Consider the following 15431-nt stretch of genomic DNA (forward strand, 5'->3'; position numbering starts at 1 on the left):
CGTTGATAAGGGAAGCCGTCAGGCCGAAACCCGCGACGGCTCCTCGACGATGGAGAAGCGCACGCCGGCCTTGTGGCGGTTCTCTTCCGAGACCACGCGCCACGCATCCTCGGCTTCCTTGCGGGTCTTGAACGGACCCTGCACCTGGGCGGAGCCTTCGACGAGCTTGTGGAAGTTCATCGAGCCGAACTCGCCGCCGATCACCCAGAAATTGCTGCCCTTGCTCATCGTCAGTCTCCTCTAAAAAATCGGCCTGCCTTTGCCGAGCCGCTGGAACCTTGATCGCCGCAACCTGCCGCCTGAGAGATCGATCGTGGGCAGGCCAGTGTGCTGCCCGCTCTCCCTCCAATCGACATTCTTGACAGCGTGCTGCGAACCGCCTGCCAAGAGCTAAACGCGAAAGCGGGAAGCTCGTATAGGTGCCTTGTTTTTTATTGGTGATGTCATGTAACATCTGAACTTGTAATAAATGTCAATTTGTAAATTTTGTCACATAATAGGTCAGGAAGGCTGTCATGCCTGGCGAATCCGGAAAAAAACTGTTCGTCGGCCCGCGGTTCCGGCGGATCCGCCAGCAACTGGGACTGTCGCAAACCCAGATCGCCGAGGGGCTCGGCATCTCGCCCTCCTACATCAATCTGATCGAGCGCAACCAGCGCCCGGTGACAGCGCAGATCCTGCTGCGGCTGGCCGAGACCTACGATCTCGATCTGCGCGACCTCGCCACCGCCGACGAGGACCGCTTCTTCGCGGAGCTCAACGAGATCTTCTCCGATCCCTTGTTCCGCCAGATCGACCTGCCGAAGCAGGAGCTGCGCGACCTCGCCGAGCTCTGCCCCGGCGTGACCCATGCGCTGCAGCGGCTCTACGCCGCCTATACCGAGGCGCGCCGCGGCGAGACGCTGGTGGCGGCGCAGATGGCCGATCGCGAGGGCTCGCAGTTCGACGCCAACCCGATCGAGCGGGTGCGCGACCTGATCGAGGCCAACCGCAACTATTTTCCGGAGCTCGAGACCGCGGCGGAAAATCTGCGCGACGAGCTCAACGTGCCGACCGAAGGCCTGTTCACCGCGCTCAGCGCACGCTTGCGCGAAAAGCATTCGACCGTCACCCGCGTGATGCCGGTCGACGTGATGCGCGAGACGCTGCGCCGCTTCGACCGGCATCGCCGGCAGCTCCTGATCTCCGAGCTGGTCGACAGTGCCGGGCGCAGCTTCCAGCTCGCGCTGCAGATCGGCTTTGTCGAGTGCGGCACAGCGATCGACGCGATCGTCAGCCGCGCCGGCCCGCTCGACGACACCGCGCGCAGGCTTTACCGCATCACACTCGCCAATTACTTCGCGGCGGCCGCGATGATGCCCTATCAGGCGTTTCATTCCGCCGCCGAAGCCCTGAGCTACGACGTCCACGTGCTGGCGCAGCGCTTCAACGCCGGCTTCGAGCAGGTCTGCCACCGCCTCACCACCTTGCAGCGGCCGAATGCGCGCGGCGTGCCGTTCTTCCTGCTGCGCGTCGACAATGCCGGCAACGTGTCGAAGCGGTTTTCCTCCGGCACCTTCCCGTTCTCGAAATTCGGCGGCACCTGCCCGCTCTGGAACGTGCATTCGACCTTCGACATGCCGGACCGCCTGCTCAGCCAGGTGATCGAGCTGCCCGACGGCACGCGCTATTTCTCGATCGCGCAGACGGTGCGCCGGCCGGTGGCGCCCTATCCGCAGCCGCAGCCGCGCTTCGCGATCGGGCTCGGCTGCGAAATCCGTCATGCGGCCAAGCTCGTCTATGCGACCGGCATGGATCTGGAGAAGGTCGAGGGCACCCCGATCGGCGTCAACTGCCGGCTCTGCGAGCGCGAGAATTGCAGCCAGCGCGCCGAGCCGCCGATCACGCGCACCTTGATCCTCGACGAGACGACGCGGCGGGTGTCGTCGTTCGCATTCTCGAATGCGCGGGAACTGTGAGCTCAATCCACTGCCGCAAAGGCCTTGCACCAGCCGTCCTTGCTGATGGCGCCCTCGACCACCTTGCAGCCGTCGGGTTCGACGAACAGCGTGCACGCGCCGCAGGAGTAGATGCCGTTCGGCGTGTCCTGATACTCGGCTTGGGGTTTGGTCATCTTGTCGGACGCAGAGGCGGGCCGCAGGAAGAACACTGCGGGAAGTCCTGCGGTGGCGGCGCCGATGAAGGTACGCCGGGAACGGCGGCCTTGGTTGGTCATTGGAGTTGTTTCTCCATTTGTTGCCTATCGTCATAGTAGCCGTCATTGCGAGCGACGCGAAGCAATCCATTTCGCCGCCTGCACAACAATGGATTGTTTTCGCCATCGCCACCGCTGTCATCACCCGCGCATGCGGGTGATCCAGTATTCCAGAGACGCCAGTGCATGAGCCGAGAGGCCGCGGCGTACTGGATCGCCCGGTCGAGCCGGGCGATGACAGATGTGGTGGGGACGCGGCTTCGCATTCTCGCGACATGAATTGTCCGAGCTTTGCTCTTCGTTTCGCCCCCTCTCTCGCAGAGGGCGCAGGGAAAGCCGGGTGCCGATCGCACCCATGGGCCCCGAGCAATGGGTAGAAAGCTCGGGGGTAGGACCACAGGTGTAACCGGAAACTCCGGCTTTCCCTGCGCGATGGGTTACGGCTTACTTCGCGCTCTCCCCGGCGAGACTGGGCTTGTTTGTCACCGCCTTCGCAAGACGCAATTGCGTCTTACAAGGGGACACCGGCCGCTAGGGCGTCAGGACCACGCGACTTCGCCGTCCGCTTCGCGTGCTCTCGTCAGTCACACACTCGGCGTCCACCGCATCCCACACCGCGTTCGTGACGATCGCGAAGCGCCCCTCGATCGGGTGAGACGGGCAGACCATACACCGAGCTGCAATTCCGATAAACCGAAATATTTTCGCATGAGGGGATTGCGTCGTCGGGCAACTCAATGGCAGGAGGTCGCGCCTCTCTCGTCATTCCCGATGTGCAATTATCTGCTTCCGAGCTGAACCTGCCGATCGACGACAATCCAGACGGCACGACCAATCGCAAGCAGGTTCTCCTCTTCACCAAACAGCGCCGCCTCGGCGATGAGACGCCGGCCCTCGCCGCCGGTTTTCCAGGACGTCACCACGCATCGCTCGCCCGGCCGCGGCCGCCCATCGATACGTACGGACAGACGCCCGAGCAGGATCGGCAAAGCGTTGAAGCTTCTGCTTTCGGAGTCGTATTGGGCTACGTAGCCGGTCGGACAATCCAGCGCAGACCATACAAACTCGGGAGCAACCAGGCCATCAGCTGCGGTGAGGGAGGCGTCGGGCGTCCAGGGTACGGCAAAGACCCCGCTCGGCTGTTGCCGAATGAGCGGCCCGGCGAAAAGCCGCAGCCCGTCGCCCGCTGCCCGGTCAGGTCCGCAAACAAAGCACATCGGCAGCTGATGTTCGTGCGGCTTGATTGGCGTGCGCTTCTCGGCTTCCACCGCCTCGTCGAAGGTCGCCCTCTCGAGCCGGCTCAAGTCAAGCATGACGGCCCTGCCGATTGCTATTGTCGCGGCGCCATGGCGTATCTCCCATACGCCCATCTCGACCTCGACTAAATCCAGCTCTGTCTCCAGCGGTGGCGGGGCGCGCAGCGTGACTTCCGCGGCACCGGCTATTTGGCGCGCCAGCGCCCCACACACATAGCCGCCGTTGCCTGAATTCGGCGGCCCGCGAAAGCGACGCGGAATTGTCATCGTGTGCATGCCATCCTCCCGGAGACGGATTACACTTCCACTTTCCCGGTGCCGCACGGTTCAGCCGTCGAGTGTGCGGAGACTTGCCTCGTAACGCGCATTCGCCTGTTCGAACATGCGGAGCGTCCGCTCACGGTCGTGGCGGTGCTCATCCAGCGTGAACGAATCCCATTCGCTGCGCTCCGCGGCGAAGAAATCGCCGCCACCATAGATGTGGATCGCGCCGGTCAGCCGATCAATCGGATTGATGACTGAATGGATGACGTCCGAACCGAGCGGCACGGTGTCCTTCTCGCACAGCGCTTTCGCTCCGGCGGCCTCTATCCTGTTCGGTTCGCCCGGGATGCGTCGCCAGAAGACGTTGTCCTCGCGGCCCGAGTAGATGCCAATGACGGCCCACATGCGATGGTTGTGAGGCATCACCATCATGCCCGGCGCCCAAATCACGTTGAGGATTGTGAGCGAATCCGAGTGGAAGAGCGTCTGGCTCCCGGCGCGCTTCGGCTCGCCGAGGCTTTTGAGGACTGTTGCTGGCTCGGACATTGCCCGTGCAACGACCTCGCGAATTGCCCTGTGGCTCGAGTCCGCTGCGAAAGCCGCCTCGCAGTCGGCGATGAATCGCTCAGTTTCAAACATACCCATCTCCCTTGTGAGACGAACCTGCTCGATCGGACGTTCAAATCCGACCTGAATGTTTCCAGAACGCGTCGCCCCCCCAAGCTCCAACGGCAGCCTGCGTCCGATGACCTGAAGCCTCAAGAAGGTTGAAGCAGCTTGCGTCATGTGTCCAGACGCTAGCGAGCCCAAGGGACCGGGCAAGGAGCCGATCCTGCTGCGGCAGCCGCTGCTGGAGATCCTCGATCGCCTTGCCGCCGCGGAATTCTGCTCGCACCAGGGCCAGATCGAAAAACGGCTGCACGAGGCGCTGGTCCGGCGCGGCGCCTGGCCGCCAAAGGCGGAGCAGGAGGACTCGAGCGAGGACGAGGCACACTAGCTAGAGCACCCACGGCGGTCACGCCGATGCATCAAAATGGGAAACGATGACTTTCCATCATTGTCGTTCCGCAACGGTGCCTGCGGCCACATGATGTTGGAGTCACGCATGGAGGTCTCCGATGAACGAGCATACCAGCAAGAGCAGCGCCCCGCCCTCGGCGGGCGCAGATGTGAGCGGCATCGAAACGCTGCTTATGCGCAACCTTCCGGAGGTTTTCGGCGAAGGCGATCCGGTGCGCCGAAGGGCCGCAATTCAACAACTCTACACCGAGGATTGCGTGCTCTACGCGCCATCAGGCATTCTGGTAGGCCACGATGCGCTCGACAAGTTTGCCGGCGATCTCCGGGCGACGCATCCGCACTTCGCTTACACGCCTCATGGCGCGCCGCAGGTCCTGCACAATTCGGGACGCCTGGCATGGGGCTCCGGGCCGCAAGGCGAGAAGCCTGTCTACACCGGCGTGGATTTCATCATCGCGCGCGACGGCAAGATCGCGGCGCTTTACGTCTACCTGGACACGCCGCCTGCTTGAGGGGCGGCTGCGACGCTGATGCCGAATGCTGAAACACGAGGCGGCGGACGTCAGGCGACGGCACAACCGGCCGGGGCTTGCGAACCGGCATGCACGTGCCCACGACATCCGCCTGAGCGTGTTGCCCGTCCGCTGACGCGCCCCGGATCAGCGGCGCGCGCAACGGCCCTCGCCTTCGCGCGGAGCGCCGGGTAGCGCCGCCGCGCGAGAGGACACCGGACGTCAGACGATCAGCGGTGCTTGATCCTCCAGCCTGCTAGCCACCAGGCGGGGTGTAGGCAGCCTTCAACTTGCTCGCGTGCTGACGCACCACCTTGATCTCGTCCTGGGTAAACAGCCGGACCAGCTTCACATTCTGCATGGTGCCGGCTGCCACGACCACGCCGCTGATGGCCGGTGCGACGGTCGGATCCGGCACGTCGAAGATCACCATCACGCCGGGACCATCGACCGACGTGCTGTACATCGAAATCAGTTTGCCGCCGGCCGCTTCGATCAACTTCCTGGCGGCCTCATAGCGATTGGTCGCCGGGTTCTCCATGATGTTGTTGAGAGCACGCGGGGTGTATTCACCTGAGAAGCAGAAATGCATGGCAATCGCTCCATTTGGCTGAAATGAGAAAAGCGTTTCACCCGGGCGTGACCCGGGCAGCAGCAGATTTCGTACTGAAATGAGAAGAGGTGGCCTGCCGATGGCCATGTGCGCTGCCGCTCATTCTCCGGAATTCGGCGCGACCGGTGGCAGCTCGCCGGGCAATCTACATCAAGCGCCCGACAAATGAAATCGCGTTCCTGCGCGTTGCGAAAATCGCGCCGTGATCGATGCGGCGCCGAGGGGCAGCCTGCCTGACCTGACGCACGAGCGAGCATGGCGTTTGTGATGCAGCAGAGCGGAGCGGATGCCGCTCAGCGCCTTGCAAACAAAGGCGATCTGCCTCAGTGTCCGGCGCCTGCCCTCAAGAACAAGCGAAAGAAAACTCATGAAGCATCGCGCGCTCGGCCGCTCCGGCCTCACCGTTCCCTCCCTGTGCTTTGGCTGCAATGTGTTCGGCTGGACGGTCGACGAGACGTCGTCGTTTCGCCTGCTCGACACCGTGCTGGAGCACGGGCTGACGTTCCTCGATACGGCGGACGTCTATTCGCGCTGGGCGCCGGGCCATAGCGGCGGCGAATCCGAGACGATCATCGGCAAATGGATGAAGGCGCGCGGCAACCGCAACCGCGTCATCCTCGCCACCAAGGTCGGAATGGACATGGGCAACGACAATGTCGGGCTGAAGCCGGACTATATCGCGCGCGCCGTCGAGGATTCGCTGCGGCGGCTGCAGACCGACTTCATCGACCTCTACCAGTCCCACAAGGACGATGAGACGACCCCGCAGGAAGAGACACTGGCGGCCTACGACAAGTTGATCAAGGCAGGCAAGGTCCGGGCGATCGGCGCCTCGAATTTCTCGGCGGAGCGGCTCAACAGCGCCCTCGATATCTCCAAGGCGAACGGGCTGCCGCGCTACGAGAGCATGCAGCCCGAATACAGCCTGATGGAGCGGTCGAGCTACGAAGGCGCGCTGCAACAGGTCTGCGAGGCGAACGACGTCGGCGTGATCACGTTCTTCTCGCTCGCCGCGGGATTTTTGACCGGCAAGTACCGCTCGGAGAGCGACTTCGCCAAGAGCCCGCGCGGCTCGCGCAGCATTCCCAAATACATGAACCCGCGCGGCATGCGCATCCTGGCCGGCCTCGATGAGGTCGCCGCGGAAACGCGCGCCGAGCCGGCCGCGGTCGCGCTCGCCTGGCTGATGGCGAAGCCCTCGGTCACCGCGCCGATTGCCAGTGCCACCAGGCCCGAGCAGGTCGCAACGCTTGTCGCGGCCACGAAACTCGAACTGACCAAGGACCAGGTCGGACGGCTGGACGCCGCGAGCGCATAGCGCGTTTCGAGCGGCGCGAACTGCGGCTTTTGGTCTTCAGTGCGCAGCCTCGATACTGCCTTACTGTTCCGGACAGCTTGGCTAGAGCCATTTCCGTTCCGATAAAATCGGAACGGGGCTCTAGATTTTTGTTTGACGCGTTTTCTTCACGCGAACCGGTATCCACTTCGCTCGAAAACGCTCTAGTCTGCCGTGACGGTCAGGCGTATGGGGGGACGCAGGTGAACATCCTTGGGATCAATTCGGTGTATCACGAGTCCGCCGCCGCGCTGCTGGTTGACGGCAGGCTCGTGGTGGCCGCCGAGGAGGAGCGGTTCAACCGCATCAAGCACGGCAAGCCGGCCGAGTTCGACAACCCGCATCAGCTCCCCGAACGCGCGATCCGCTTTTGCCTGAACCATGCCGGGCTGACAGCGCGCGATATCGATCACGTCGCATACTCGTTCGATCCGAGGCAGCGCCGCAAGCGATATCGCGCCGAGTGGTGGGATCCGCGGCTGGAGGAGACCTTTCGGCTCCGGCTTGGTCAGGTGCCCGGCGCCATCGACGACCTGCTCGGACGTTCACTGCGGCAGCGACTGCATTTCGTGCCTCACCATCTGGCGCACGCCGCATCCGCCTACTTCCCGTCCGGCTTCGATCACGCGGCCATCCTCACCATCGATGGAATCGGCGAGACCGCGTGCACCGCGCTGGCGAAGGCAGCCGGCACCCGCATCCAGACCGTCGAGACATTCGAATATCCGCATTCGATCGGTTTCCTGTGGGAGGTGTTCAGCGGTTATCTCGGCTTCTCGCATTACGACGCCTCGAAAGTCATGGGCCTCGCGGCCTACGGCGATCCGGAGGTTTTCCGTCAGCAGTTCCAGTCGATCATGCGTGCCGATGAGGTGAACTACGGGGTGTCGCCGGAGTATCTCGGCACCAGCCCGGAGCGTCACGCCAGAATGGAAGCCGTGTTCGGCCCGGGGCGCTACGAGGACGGCGAAATCCTGCCGCGGCATGCCGACATGGCGGCCGCGTTGCAGGCGGCGACGGATGCCGCTGTCGTCGCGGCGGTCCGCCGCCTCAAGCGCAGGGTGCCGTCGGACAATCTGTGTCTTGCCGGAGGCGTCGCGCTCAATTGCGTGACCAATGAACTGGTCAGGCGATCCGGCGAATTCACCAACGTGTTCATCCCCTCCGCGCCGCACGATGCGGGCACGGCGATCGGCGCCGCCCTCGCCGTGCATTGCGCAAAACACAAGCATTCCCCCGAGCGCGGCAACGACACGCCGTATCTCGGGCCCGGATTCAAGCGGCGCGAGATTGTGGCGGCGGTCAAGTCAGCCGGGCTCAAGGCACGGCGCAGCACATCGCCGGCGCGCGATGCCGCCGACATGATCGCCAGCGGCAAGATCGTCGCCTGGTTCCAGGGCCGCATGGAGTTCGGGCCGCGCGCGCTGGGCAACCGTTCCCTGCTCGCCGATCCGCGGCGGCCGGACATGCGCGATATCCTCAATCAGAAGGTCAAGCACCGGGAAGATTTCCGCCCTTTTGCGCCGAGCGTGCTGGCCGAGCACGCCGAGGAATGGTTCGAGGTCGGCGCGCCGACGGCCAGTCACGCGTTCATGCTGTTTGCATGTCCCGTCAAGCCCGACCGGCGCGATCTCATTCCGGCGGTTTTGCACCGCGACGGCAGCGCCCGGGTCCAGATCGTCAGCCGCAGATCAAATCCGCGCTTTCACGAGCTGATCTCCTGCTTCTTTGCCAAGACCGGTGTGCCCCTTGTCGTCAACACGTCGTTCAATGACAGCGAGCCGATCGTCTGCGCCCCCACCGACGCGATCGTCACGTTCCGCAAGTCCGGTATCGATGCGCTGTTCATGGACGATGTGGTGCTGACGGCAAAGGCGTGACCTCGCCTGCCATCGTCAGCCCAGAATCTTAAACCCCGAATCTTCAACCCCAGGATTTTCAGCCCCACGATCTTCAGCCCCACGGGCCGCGCTGGCCCTGTGATCCGCCCCACGGGCTGCGCGGCGGATAGCTGGCGCCGGTGGAAAGCGGCGCGGTCTGGGTGCCGAGCTCGGCGGCGAGTTGTTGCAGCGCCGCGATGCGGTTCGCGGTCGAGGGGTGGGTGGCGAACAGATTGTCGACGCCGTGGCCCGACAGCGGATTGATGATGAACATATGCGCGGTGGCCGGATTGCGCTCGGCCTCCATATTCGGCACCTGATGCGCTGAATTCTCGATCTTGGCGAGCGCGGACGCCAGCCACATCGGCTGCCCGACGATGCGCGCGCCATAATTGTCGGCGGCATATTCGCGGGTGCGGCTGATCGCCATCTGCACCAGCGCAGCGCCGAGCGGCGCCAGGATCATCATCGCGATCGAGCCGATGATGCCGGGGCCGTTGTTGTTGCGGTTGCCGCCGAAGAACATACCGAACTGCGCCAGCATCGAGATCGCACCGGCGATCGTCGTTGTGATCGTCATGGTCAGCGTGTCGTGATGCTTGATATGCGCAAGCTCGTGCGCGATCACGCCGGCGAGCTCCTCGCGGCTGAGCTGCTGCATCAGACCCGTGGTGACGGCGACGGCGGCGTTCTCCGGATTGCGGCCGGTCGCGAAGGCGTTGGGCTGCGCTTCGTCCATCAGGAACACGCGCGGCATCGGCAGAGCGGCGCGCTGCGCGAGCTCGGCGACGAGGTCATAGAGTTCGGGCGCCGAACGCGCATCGACCTGATGGGCGCCGTACATCGACAGCACCATGCGATCGGAATTCCAGTAGGTGAACAGGTTTGTCGCAGCCGCGACGATCAGCGCGATCACGGCGCCGGTGCCGCCGCCGATCAGATAGCCGACGCCCATGAACAGGGCGGTGAGGCCGGCAAGCAGGAGCGCGGTGCGGAAATAGTTCATCGTTGTTCCCTCACGGCCAGCGGAATGCTGCCACAACTGACGCCGCTGAGGTAGGGATTTTGCTGCGCGCGCCGCAAGGGGAACCAGTGCGTCGCAGCGACGCGGCGGGGATTAACGATCGGTCATCTGCGGCAGATTGTAGCCCGCATGAGCGCCAGCGACATGCGGGAACACTGCCCCCGGATATCGCGGAGCCTGTCATCGGGCGCGCGTTCGCGCGACCCGTTGGCTCATCCGGGCCACGGAACTACGGCTACCGGATCGCGCCTACTCCGCCGGCTCCTGCCGAGCGAGCTGCCGCTCACCCTCGCGCAGCGCCACCTGCAGCATGCGGGCGAGCTGGGCCCGGCTGTAGGGCTTTCCGAGGAACAGGATGCCCTGCTCGAGCTTGCCGTCCTGATCGATGGCATTCTCGGTGTAGCCCGACGTTAACAGCACGCGCAGGCCGGGCCGCCGCTTCTGCGCCTCGGTGGCGAGCTCGCGCCCGTTCATCGCGCCCGGCATGATGACGTCGGTGAACAGCAAATCGACCGGCGCGCCGCTGTCGAGCACGGCGAGCGCTTCAGCGCCATTGTTGGCCGACAGCGTGGTGTAGCCGAGGCTCTCGATCTGGGTCAGCACGTAGGAGCGCACCAGTCTGTCGTCCTCGACGACGAGCACGATTTCCTGCGCGCCGGGAACATCCGGCTGCCGCCGCTCGGGCGCCGCGGCCGGCGAGACCACCGCCGCACGGGGCAGATAGAGCATGACGCGGGTGCCGCGGCCGACCTCGCTGTCGAGCACGATGTGGCCGTTGGATTGCTTGACGAAGCCATAGACCATGGAAAGCCCGAGGCCGGTGCCCTTGCCGACGTCCTTGGTGGTGAAGAACGGCTCGAACACCTTTGCCAGATCGGCTTCCGCGATGCCCTGGCCGTTGTCGGTCAGCGCGATCGCGACATAGTCGCCGGCGGCGAGCCCGTCATGGCCATGCACGTCTGATGGCTTCAGCTCGGCGGTGCGGGTCTCAATCATGAGCCGGCCGCCCTTCGGCATCGCGTCGCGCGCGTTCAGCGCAAGATTGATGATCGCGGTGACGAGCTGGTTGGAATCGACCAGCGCGCGCGGCAGATCGGGTGCGGGGCGAAAATCGATGTCGACATGGTCGCCGATGGTCGGCTGCAGCAGCTCGATGGTGTCGACCATCAGCGCATTGACGTCGACGTCGCTCGGCTGCAGCGGCTGCTTGCGCGCAAACGCGAGCAGATGCCGCGTCAGCGACGCACCGCGGTCGGCGGCGTCGCGGATCAGCGAGGTGATCTCGACCAGCTGGCGGTTATGGGTGACCGCCTCCGACAGAATGTCGATGGTGCCGGTGATCACGGTGAGGATGTTGTTGAAGTCGTGCGCGATGCCGCCGGTGAGCTGGCCGACCGCCTCCATCTTCTGCGCCTGGCGGATCTTGCTCTCATTGGCTTCGGCCTCGCGGAAGCGCTCGAGCAGGACTTCCGAGCGCTGGCGTTGCCGCCCCTCCTCGGCGAGCGCGACATGCGCCTCGCGCAGCTGCGCCTCGGTCGGGATCGCCAGGATTTTCGGGATCAGCGGCCAGAGCAGGACCGCGGTGAAGATCGAGGCAATTGCGGTCAGCGCCTTGAGCAGGCCTTCGAGACCATAGATCGGCACCCACAGCGTGTAGATCGAGAATACATGCGTCAGCCCGCAGGCGAGGATGAAGGCGGCGAACGGCCAGGCCATCCAGCCGAACTGAAAATCGCGCCGCTTGGAGACGAGGATCGCCAGCGCAAACGGGATCGAGAAATACGAAGCGGCAATCAGTGCGTCGGAAATCACGTGGAGCCAGATCAGCTCCGGCTCCCACAGCAGGCAGATGCCGTGCGGTGAAAAGGTCGACGAATCCAAAATACGCTCGAGAAAACTCCACATGGCTCCCTCCGCGCGTGATCGATCCGCCGACACCCCTGCCCGCGAATCACCGGCCGATCATAGCGGCGGCTATTCACACTGCCGAAGGCCAATTGGTCTAACGGCGGCCCCCCGTTGTTGCCCGGTGTCGCCCTGGTGTATGCAGGGCGGGCCCTATCCCCGATCCAGCCGGTGACATCGATGCCAGCATCTCCCCTCCGCGCCCCGATCATGATCGCTGTAGCAGCGGTGGCGCTGGCGCTCTCGACGGCCGCCTCGGCGCAGCAGCCACTGCCCAACCCTGCGGGTCCCGCGCCCGTCAGGCCGCGCCCGGCGGTCGCCGCCTCGCCGCGGGCTGCGTCCTGCCATGCCGGGCAGAGCTTTGATCGCTTCCTCACTGAGCTGAAGCAGAAGGCGGTGGCCGCCGGCGTCTCGCAACGCACGATCGCGGAGACCGCGCCGTACCTGATCTATGACCAGGGCATCGTCAACCGCGACCGCGGCCAGCACGTGTTCGGGCAGATATTCACCCAGTTCGCCGGCCGCATGGCCGCGAACTATCGGATGCAGCAGGGTCAGCAATACATCAAGACATATGCGGCCGCGTTCGCGCGCGCCGAGAAGGAGTACGGCGTGCCGCCGGCGGTGATCGCCGCGTTCTGGGGACTGGAGAGCGACTTCGGCGTCCAGATGGGCAATCTGCCGACACTGAAATCGCTGGTGTCGCTGGCCTATGATTGCCGCCGTTCGGAGATGTTCCAGGGCGAGACCATCGCGGCGCTGAAGATCATCGAGCGCGGCGACCTGACGCCCGACGAGATGATCGGCTCGTGGGCCGGCGAGCTCGGCCAGACGCAATTCTTGCCGACACACTATTTCAACTACGCCGTCGACTATGACGGCGACGGCCATCGCAATCTGCTCGCCAGCGGCCCCGACGTGATCGGCTCGACCGCGAACTACATCGCCAACGGATTGAAGTGGCGGCGCGGCGAGCCGTGGCTGCAGGAGGTGCGCGTGCCGCAGGCCGCGAATTTCCCGTGGGACCAGGCCGACCTCACCATCAAGCTGCCGCGCTCGAAATGGGCTACGCTCGGCGTCACTACGACAGACGGCAAGCCGCTCGCCAACGACGAGATGCCGGCCTCGCTGTTGCTGCCGATGGGCCGGATGGGCCCGGCATTCCTCGCCTACGCGAATTTCGCCGCCTACACCGAGTGGAACAACTCGCTGATCTATTCGACCACCGCCGGCTATCTCGCCGGCCGCATCGCGGGCGCGCCGCCGATGCAGCGCCCGCACGCGCCGGTCGCGCAGCTGCCGTTCAACGAGATCAAGGAGCTGCAGTCGCTCTTGGCGCGCGCCGGCTACGACGTCGGCAAGATCGACGGCGTGCTCGGACAGGCGAGCCGCAGCGCGGTCAAGGCGATGCAGGTGAAGTACGGCCTGCCGGCGGATTCCTGGCCGACCGCGGAGCTGTTGGCCCGGATGCGCGGTGGCCGCACCCAGCCGGCCGCGGACGCCGCGATGCCGGGGACGCGGTAGGACACACCATTCAGCCGCGCGCGCATTGGTAATCCCGTCACCCTGAGGAGCGCGGAGCGCGTCTCGAAGGGTCGACGGCCACCGGCCGGGCCGTGCATCCTTCGAGACGCCGCTTCGCGGCTCCTCAGGATGACGGGATAGAGAAGGCGCAGGAAATATTTGACCAAGTGTTACAGCCTTCCGCGGTTGTATTCTTCCCTTCGCGGCACCATTTGCAGCATCGCCGTTCGGCAGATTTGGATTTCATCAGAACCAAGAAGAGCAACACATGTCCTTTTATGACGCCGTCGTCCCCGCCTATCTGCAGATCCTCAACAGCCTTAGCGGCCTGCTCAGCAAGGCCGAGGCGCATTGCGATGCGAAGAAGATCGCGCCCGAGGTGCTGCTCGGATCGCGGCTCTATCCGGACATGCTGCCGCTGACCAAGCAGGTACAGCTGGTCTGCGATCACGCCGCAAGAGGCTGCGCGCGGCTGACGCATAGCGATGTGCCGTCGACACCCGACACCGAGACCAGCTTCGCCGAATTGAAGCAGCGGCTCACCAACACGATCGACTATGTGAAGTCGTTCAAGCCCGAGCAGTTCGACGGCGGCGATGCCAAGGATGTCACCTTCCCGGTCGGCCCCGGCCGCACCATGACCCTGAAGGGCCAGCAATTCCTCAACGCATTTTCGTTCCCGAACTTCTATTTCCACGCCGTCACCGCGCACGGCATCCTGCGTCACAACGGCGTCGAGATCGGCAAGCGCGATTTCCTCGGCGTGAGCTGACGCGCTTCGCGCGTCATTCCGGGGCTCGCGAGCGAGAACCTCAGGTGCGCAATTGCGCACCGGGGAATCTCGAGCCATACAACTTCTGGATTCCGGGTTCGATGCTTCGCATCGCCCCGGAATGACGTGGCACAAACATATTCCCCGCCGCGGGATTTTAGCCTCGCACGCACGGCCGTGCTACTGCTCCCTGACAACAACAAGACGTCAGGGAGCACGCCATGGCGACCACAACCCACGCACCGAAAGCCATCGATCCATCCGCCTCGCTGCATGCGGAAGCGCTGGAACTGGCAAAGAACCACGGCCGCCTCAACGGCCGGCGCATCATCGTGGTCGGCGCGGGACAGCGCGCCACCGTCGACGCTGAGCCGCTGATCGGCAACGGCCGCGCGATGAGCGTGCTGTTCGCGCGCGAGGGCGCCTCGGTCGCCTGCCTCGACGTCAACAAGGAAGCCGCCGACGACACTGTCGCGTAGATCAGCAAGGAAGGCGGCAAGGCCTTCACCGATGTGGTCGATGTCTCCGACGTTGCGCAGATTGCGCCTGCGGTGGAGCGCTGCGCGCAAAAACTCGGCGGGCTCGAGGGGCTGGCGCTGAATGTCGGCATTTCCTCCGGCTTGTCGCTGCCCAAAATGACGGCAGAAGCCTGGGACCGCGACTACGCCGTCAATGTGCGCAGCCACATGCTGTTCGCGCAGAAGGCGCTCGAGGTGATGGCGCCCGGTGGCGCGATCATCCTGATCTCCTCGATGGCAAGCCAGCGCGCCGGTGGCCGCAACCCGGCCTATGAATCCTCCAAGGCGGCGCAGATCGCGCTGGGACGGGCGATCGCGCGAGCCGGCGAGGACAAGGGCATTCGCTGCAATGTGATCGCGCCCGGCTTCATGGATACGCCGATGGGCCGCGACGCCAGCCGCAGGCGATCGGACCGCGCCGTGACAGTGCCTTTCGGCCGCCAGGGCACCGGCTGGGAGGTCGCCTATACTGCGCTGTTCCTGATTTCGAATGAATCCTCCTATGTGAACGCGCACACCCTGTTCCTCGATGCCGGCCACATGGGCGGGATTGTGCGCAGCTAACCTGCGGTGCGCGAATGCCTCGGCCATTGCGCTTGTCGCCGCAATGCAC

16 protein-coding genes are annotated in these 15431 nt (G+C 64.5%); 9 read left to right on the forward strand and 7 right to left on the reverse strand.

The features are described 5' to 3' along the window. Nucleotides 1-18: 18 nt before the first annotated feature. Nucleotides 19-228, reverse strand: a complete 210-nt coding sequence (locus tag G6P99_RS39375) for a DUF4170 domain-containing protein (RefSeq protein WP_029083693.1) — start codon at nucleotides 226-228, stop codon at nucleotides 19-21. Nucleotides 229-515: 287 nt separating this feature from the next. Here G6P99_RS39375 and G6P99_RS39380 point away from each other — a divergent pair, with 287 nt between their 5' ends. Continuing rightward, complete coding sequence (locus G6P99_RS39380; protein WP_029083692.1) at nucleotides 516-1958, forward strand: helix-turn-helix domain-containing protein; 1443 nt, start codon at nucleotides 516-518, stop codon at nucleotides 1956-1958. Between the two features lie 2 nt (nucleotides 1959-1960). Here G6P99_RS39380 and G6P99_RS39385 read toward each other — a convergent pair whose 3' ends face one another. The 3 genes from G6P99_RS39385 to G6P99_RS39395 form a co-directional block, all read right to left on the reverse strand. Continuing rightward, nucleotides 1961-2215 carry a hypothetical protein gene (locus G6P99_RS39385; protein ID WP_029083691.1) on the reverse strand — a complete coding sequence of 85 codons (255 nt, stop codon included), beginning with the start codon at nucleotides 2213-2215 and terminating at the stop codon, nucleotides 1961-1963. A 758-nt stretch (nucleotides 2216-2973) separates the two neighbouring features. Beyond that, complete coding sequence (locus G6P99_RS39390; RefSeq protein WP_029082983.1) at nucleotides 2974-3726, reverse strand: hypothetical protein; 753 nt, start codon at nucleotides 3724-3726, stop codon at nucleotides 2974-2976. A 51-nt stretch (nucleotides 3727-3777) separates the two neighbouring features. Continuing rightward, nucleotides 3778-4353, reverse strand: a complete 576-nt coding sequence (locus G6P99_RS39395) for a hypothetical protein (RefSeq protein ID WP_029082984.1) — start codon at nucleotides 4351-4353, stop codon at nucleotides 3778-3780. Between the two features lie 145 nt (nucleotides 4354-4498). On the opposite strand from G6P99_RS39395, the gene G6P99_RS39400 reads away from it, so the two are divergent. Continuing rightward, entirely contained in the window at nucleotides 4499-4711 is a 213-nt protein-coding gene (locus tag G6P99_RS39400; RefSeq protein WP_029082985.1) for a hypothetical protein, read from the forward strand. A gap of 121 nt (nucleotides 4712-4832) precedes the next feature. Beyond that, a complete protein-coding gene (locus tag G6P99_RS39405) occupies nucleotides 4833-5246 on the forward strand; it encodes a nuclear transport factor 2 family protein (RefSeq protein ID WP_084518564.1) in 414 nt (137 codons plus the stop codon). A 256-nt stretch (nucleotides 5247-5502) separates the two neighbouring features. Here G6P99_RS39405 and G6P99_RS39410 read toward each other — a convergent pair whose 3' ends face one another. Continuing rightward, on the reverse strand, nucleotides 5503-5946 hold the full coding sequence (locus tag G6P99_RS39410; RefSeq protein WP_245284780.1) for a GYD domain-containing protein: 444 nt from the start codon (nucleotides 5944-5946) through the stop codon (nucleotides 5503-5505). A 280-nt stretch (nucleotides 5947-6226) separates the two neighbouring features. Here G6P99_RS39410 and G6P99_RS39415 point away from each other — a divergent pair, with 280 nt between their 5' ends. Further along, entirely contained in the window at nucleotides 6227-7177 is a 951-nt protein-coding gene (locus G6P99_RS39415; RefSeq protein WP_165125991.1) for an aldo/keto reductase, read from the forward strand. A gap of 221 nt (nucleotides 7178-7398) precedes the next feature. Further along, a complete protein-coding gene (locus G6P99_RS39420) occupies nucleotides 7399-9075 on the forward strand; it encodes a carbamoyltransferase family protein (RefSeq protein ID WP_029082989.1) in 1677 nt (558 codons plus the stop codon). A gap of 73 nt (nucleotides 9076-9148) precedes the next feature. On the opposite strand, the gene htpX is transcribed toward G6P99_RS39420, so the two are convergent. Together htpX and G6P99_RS39430 are read right to left on the reverse strand one after the other, a co-directional pair. Continuing rightward, a complete protein-coding gene (gene htpX / locus G6P99_RS39425) occupies nucleotides 9149-10081 on the reverse strand; it encodes a zinc metalloprotease HtpX (protein ID WP_165125994.1) in 933 nt (310 codons plus the stop codon). Nucleotides 10082-10348: 267 nt separating this feature from the next. Continuing rightward, on the reverse strand, nucleotides 10349-12004 hold the full coding sequence (locus G6P99_RS39430) for an ATP-binding protein (protein WP_051346525.1): 1656 nt from the start codon (nucleotides 12002-12004) through the stop codon (nucleotides 10349-10351). 180 nt (nucleotides 12005-12184) lie between these two features. Between G6P99_RS39430 and G6P99_RS39435 the strand changes: the two genes are divergently transcribed. The 4 genes from G6P99_RS39435 to G6P99_RS39450 all read left to right on the forward strand — a co-directional run bounded on the left by G6P99_RS39435 (nucleotide 12185) and on the right by G6P99_RS39450 (nucleotide 15382). Beyond that, on the forward strand, nucleotides 12185-13528 hold the full coding sequence (locus tag G6P99_RS39435) for a lytic murein transglycosylase (RefSeq protein ID WP_246709756.1): 1344 nt from the start codon (nucleotides 12185-12187) through the stop codon (nucleotides 13526-13528). A 268-nt stretch (nucleotides 13529-13796) separates the two neighbouring features. Beyond that, entirely contained in the window at nucleotides 13797-14300 is a 504-nt protein-coding gene (locus G6P99_RS39440) for a DUF1993 domain-containing protein (RefSeq protein WP_029082992.1), read from the forward strand. Between the two features lie 221 nt (nucleotides 14301-14521). Then, nucleotides 14522-14779, forward strand: a complete 258-nt coding sequence (locus G6P99_RS39445; RefSeq protein ID WP_198031209.1) for a hypothetical protein — start codon at nucleotides 14522-14524, stop codon at nucleotides 14777-14779. A gap of 33 nt (nucleotides 14780-14812) precedes the next feature. Next, complete coding sequence (locus G6P99_RS39450; protein WP_205751545.1) at nucleotides 14813-15382, forward strand: SDR family NAD(P)-dependent oxidoreductase; 570 nt, start codon at nucleotides 14813-14815, stop codon at nucleotides 15380-15382. The last annotated feature ends 49 nt before the right edge of the window (nucleotides 15383-15431 follow it).

Origin of the sequence: Bradyrhizobium sp. 6(2017), from assembly GCF_011058295.2 — a bacterium.
Classification (GTDB): domain Bacteria; phylum Pseudomonadota; class Alphaproteobacteria; order Rhizobiales; family Xanthobacteraceae; genus Bradyrhizobium; species Bradyrhizobium septentrionale.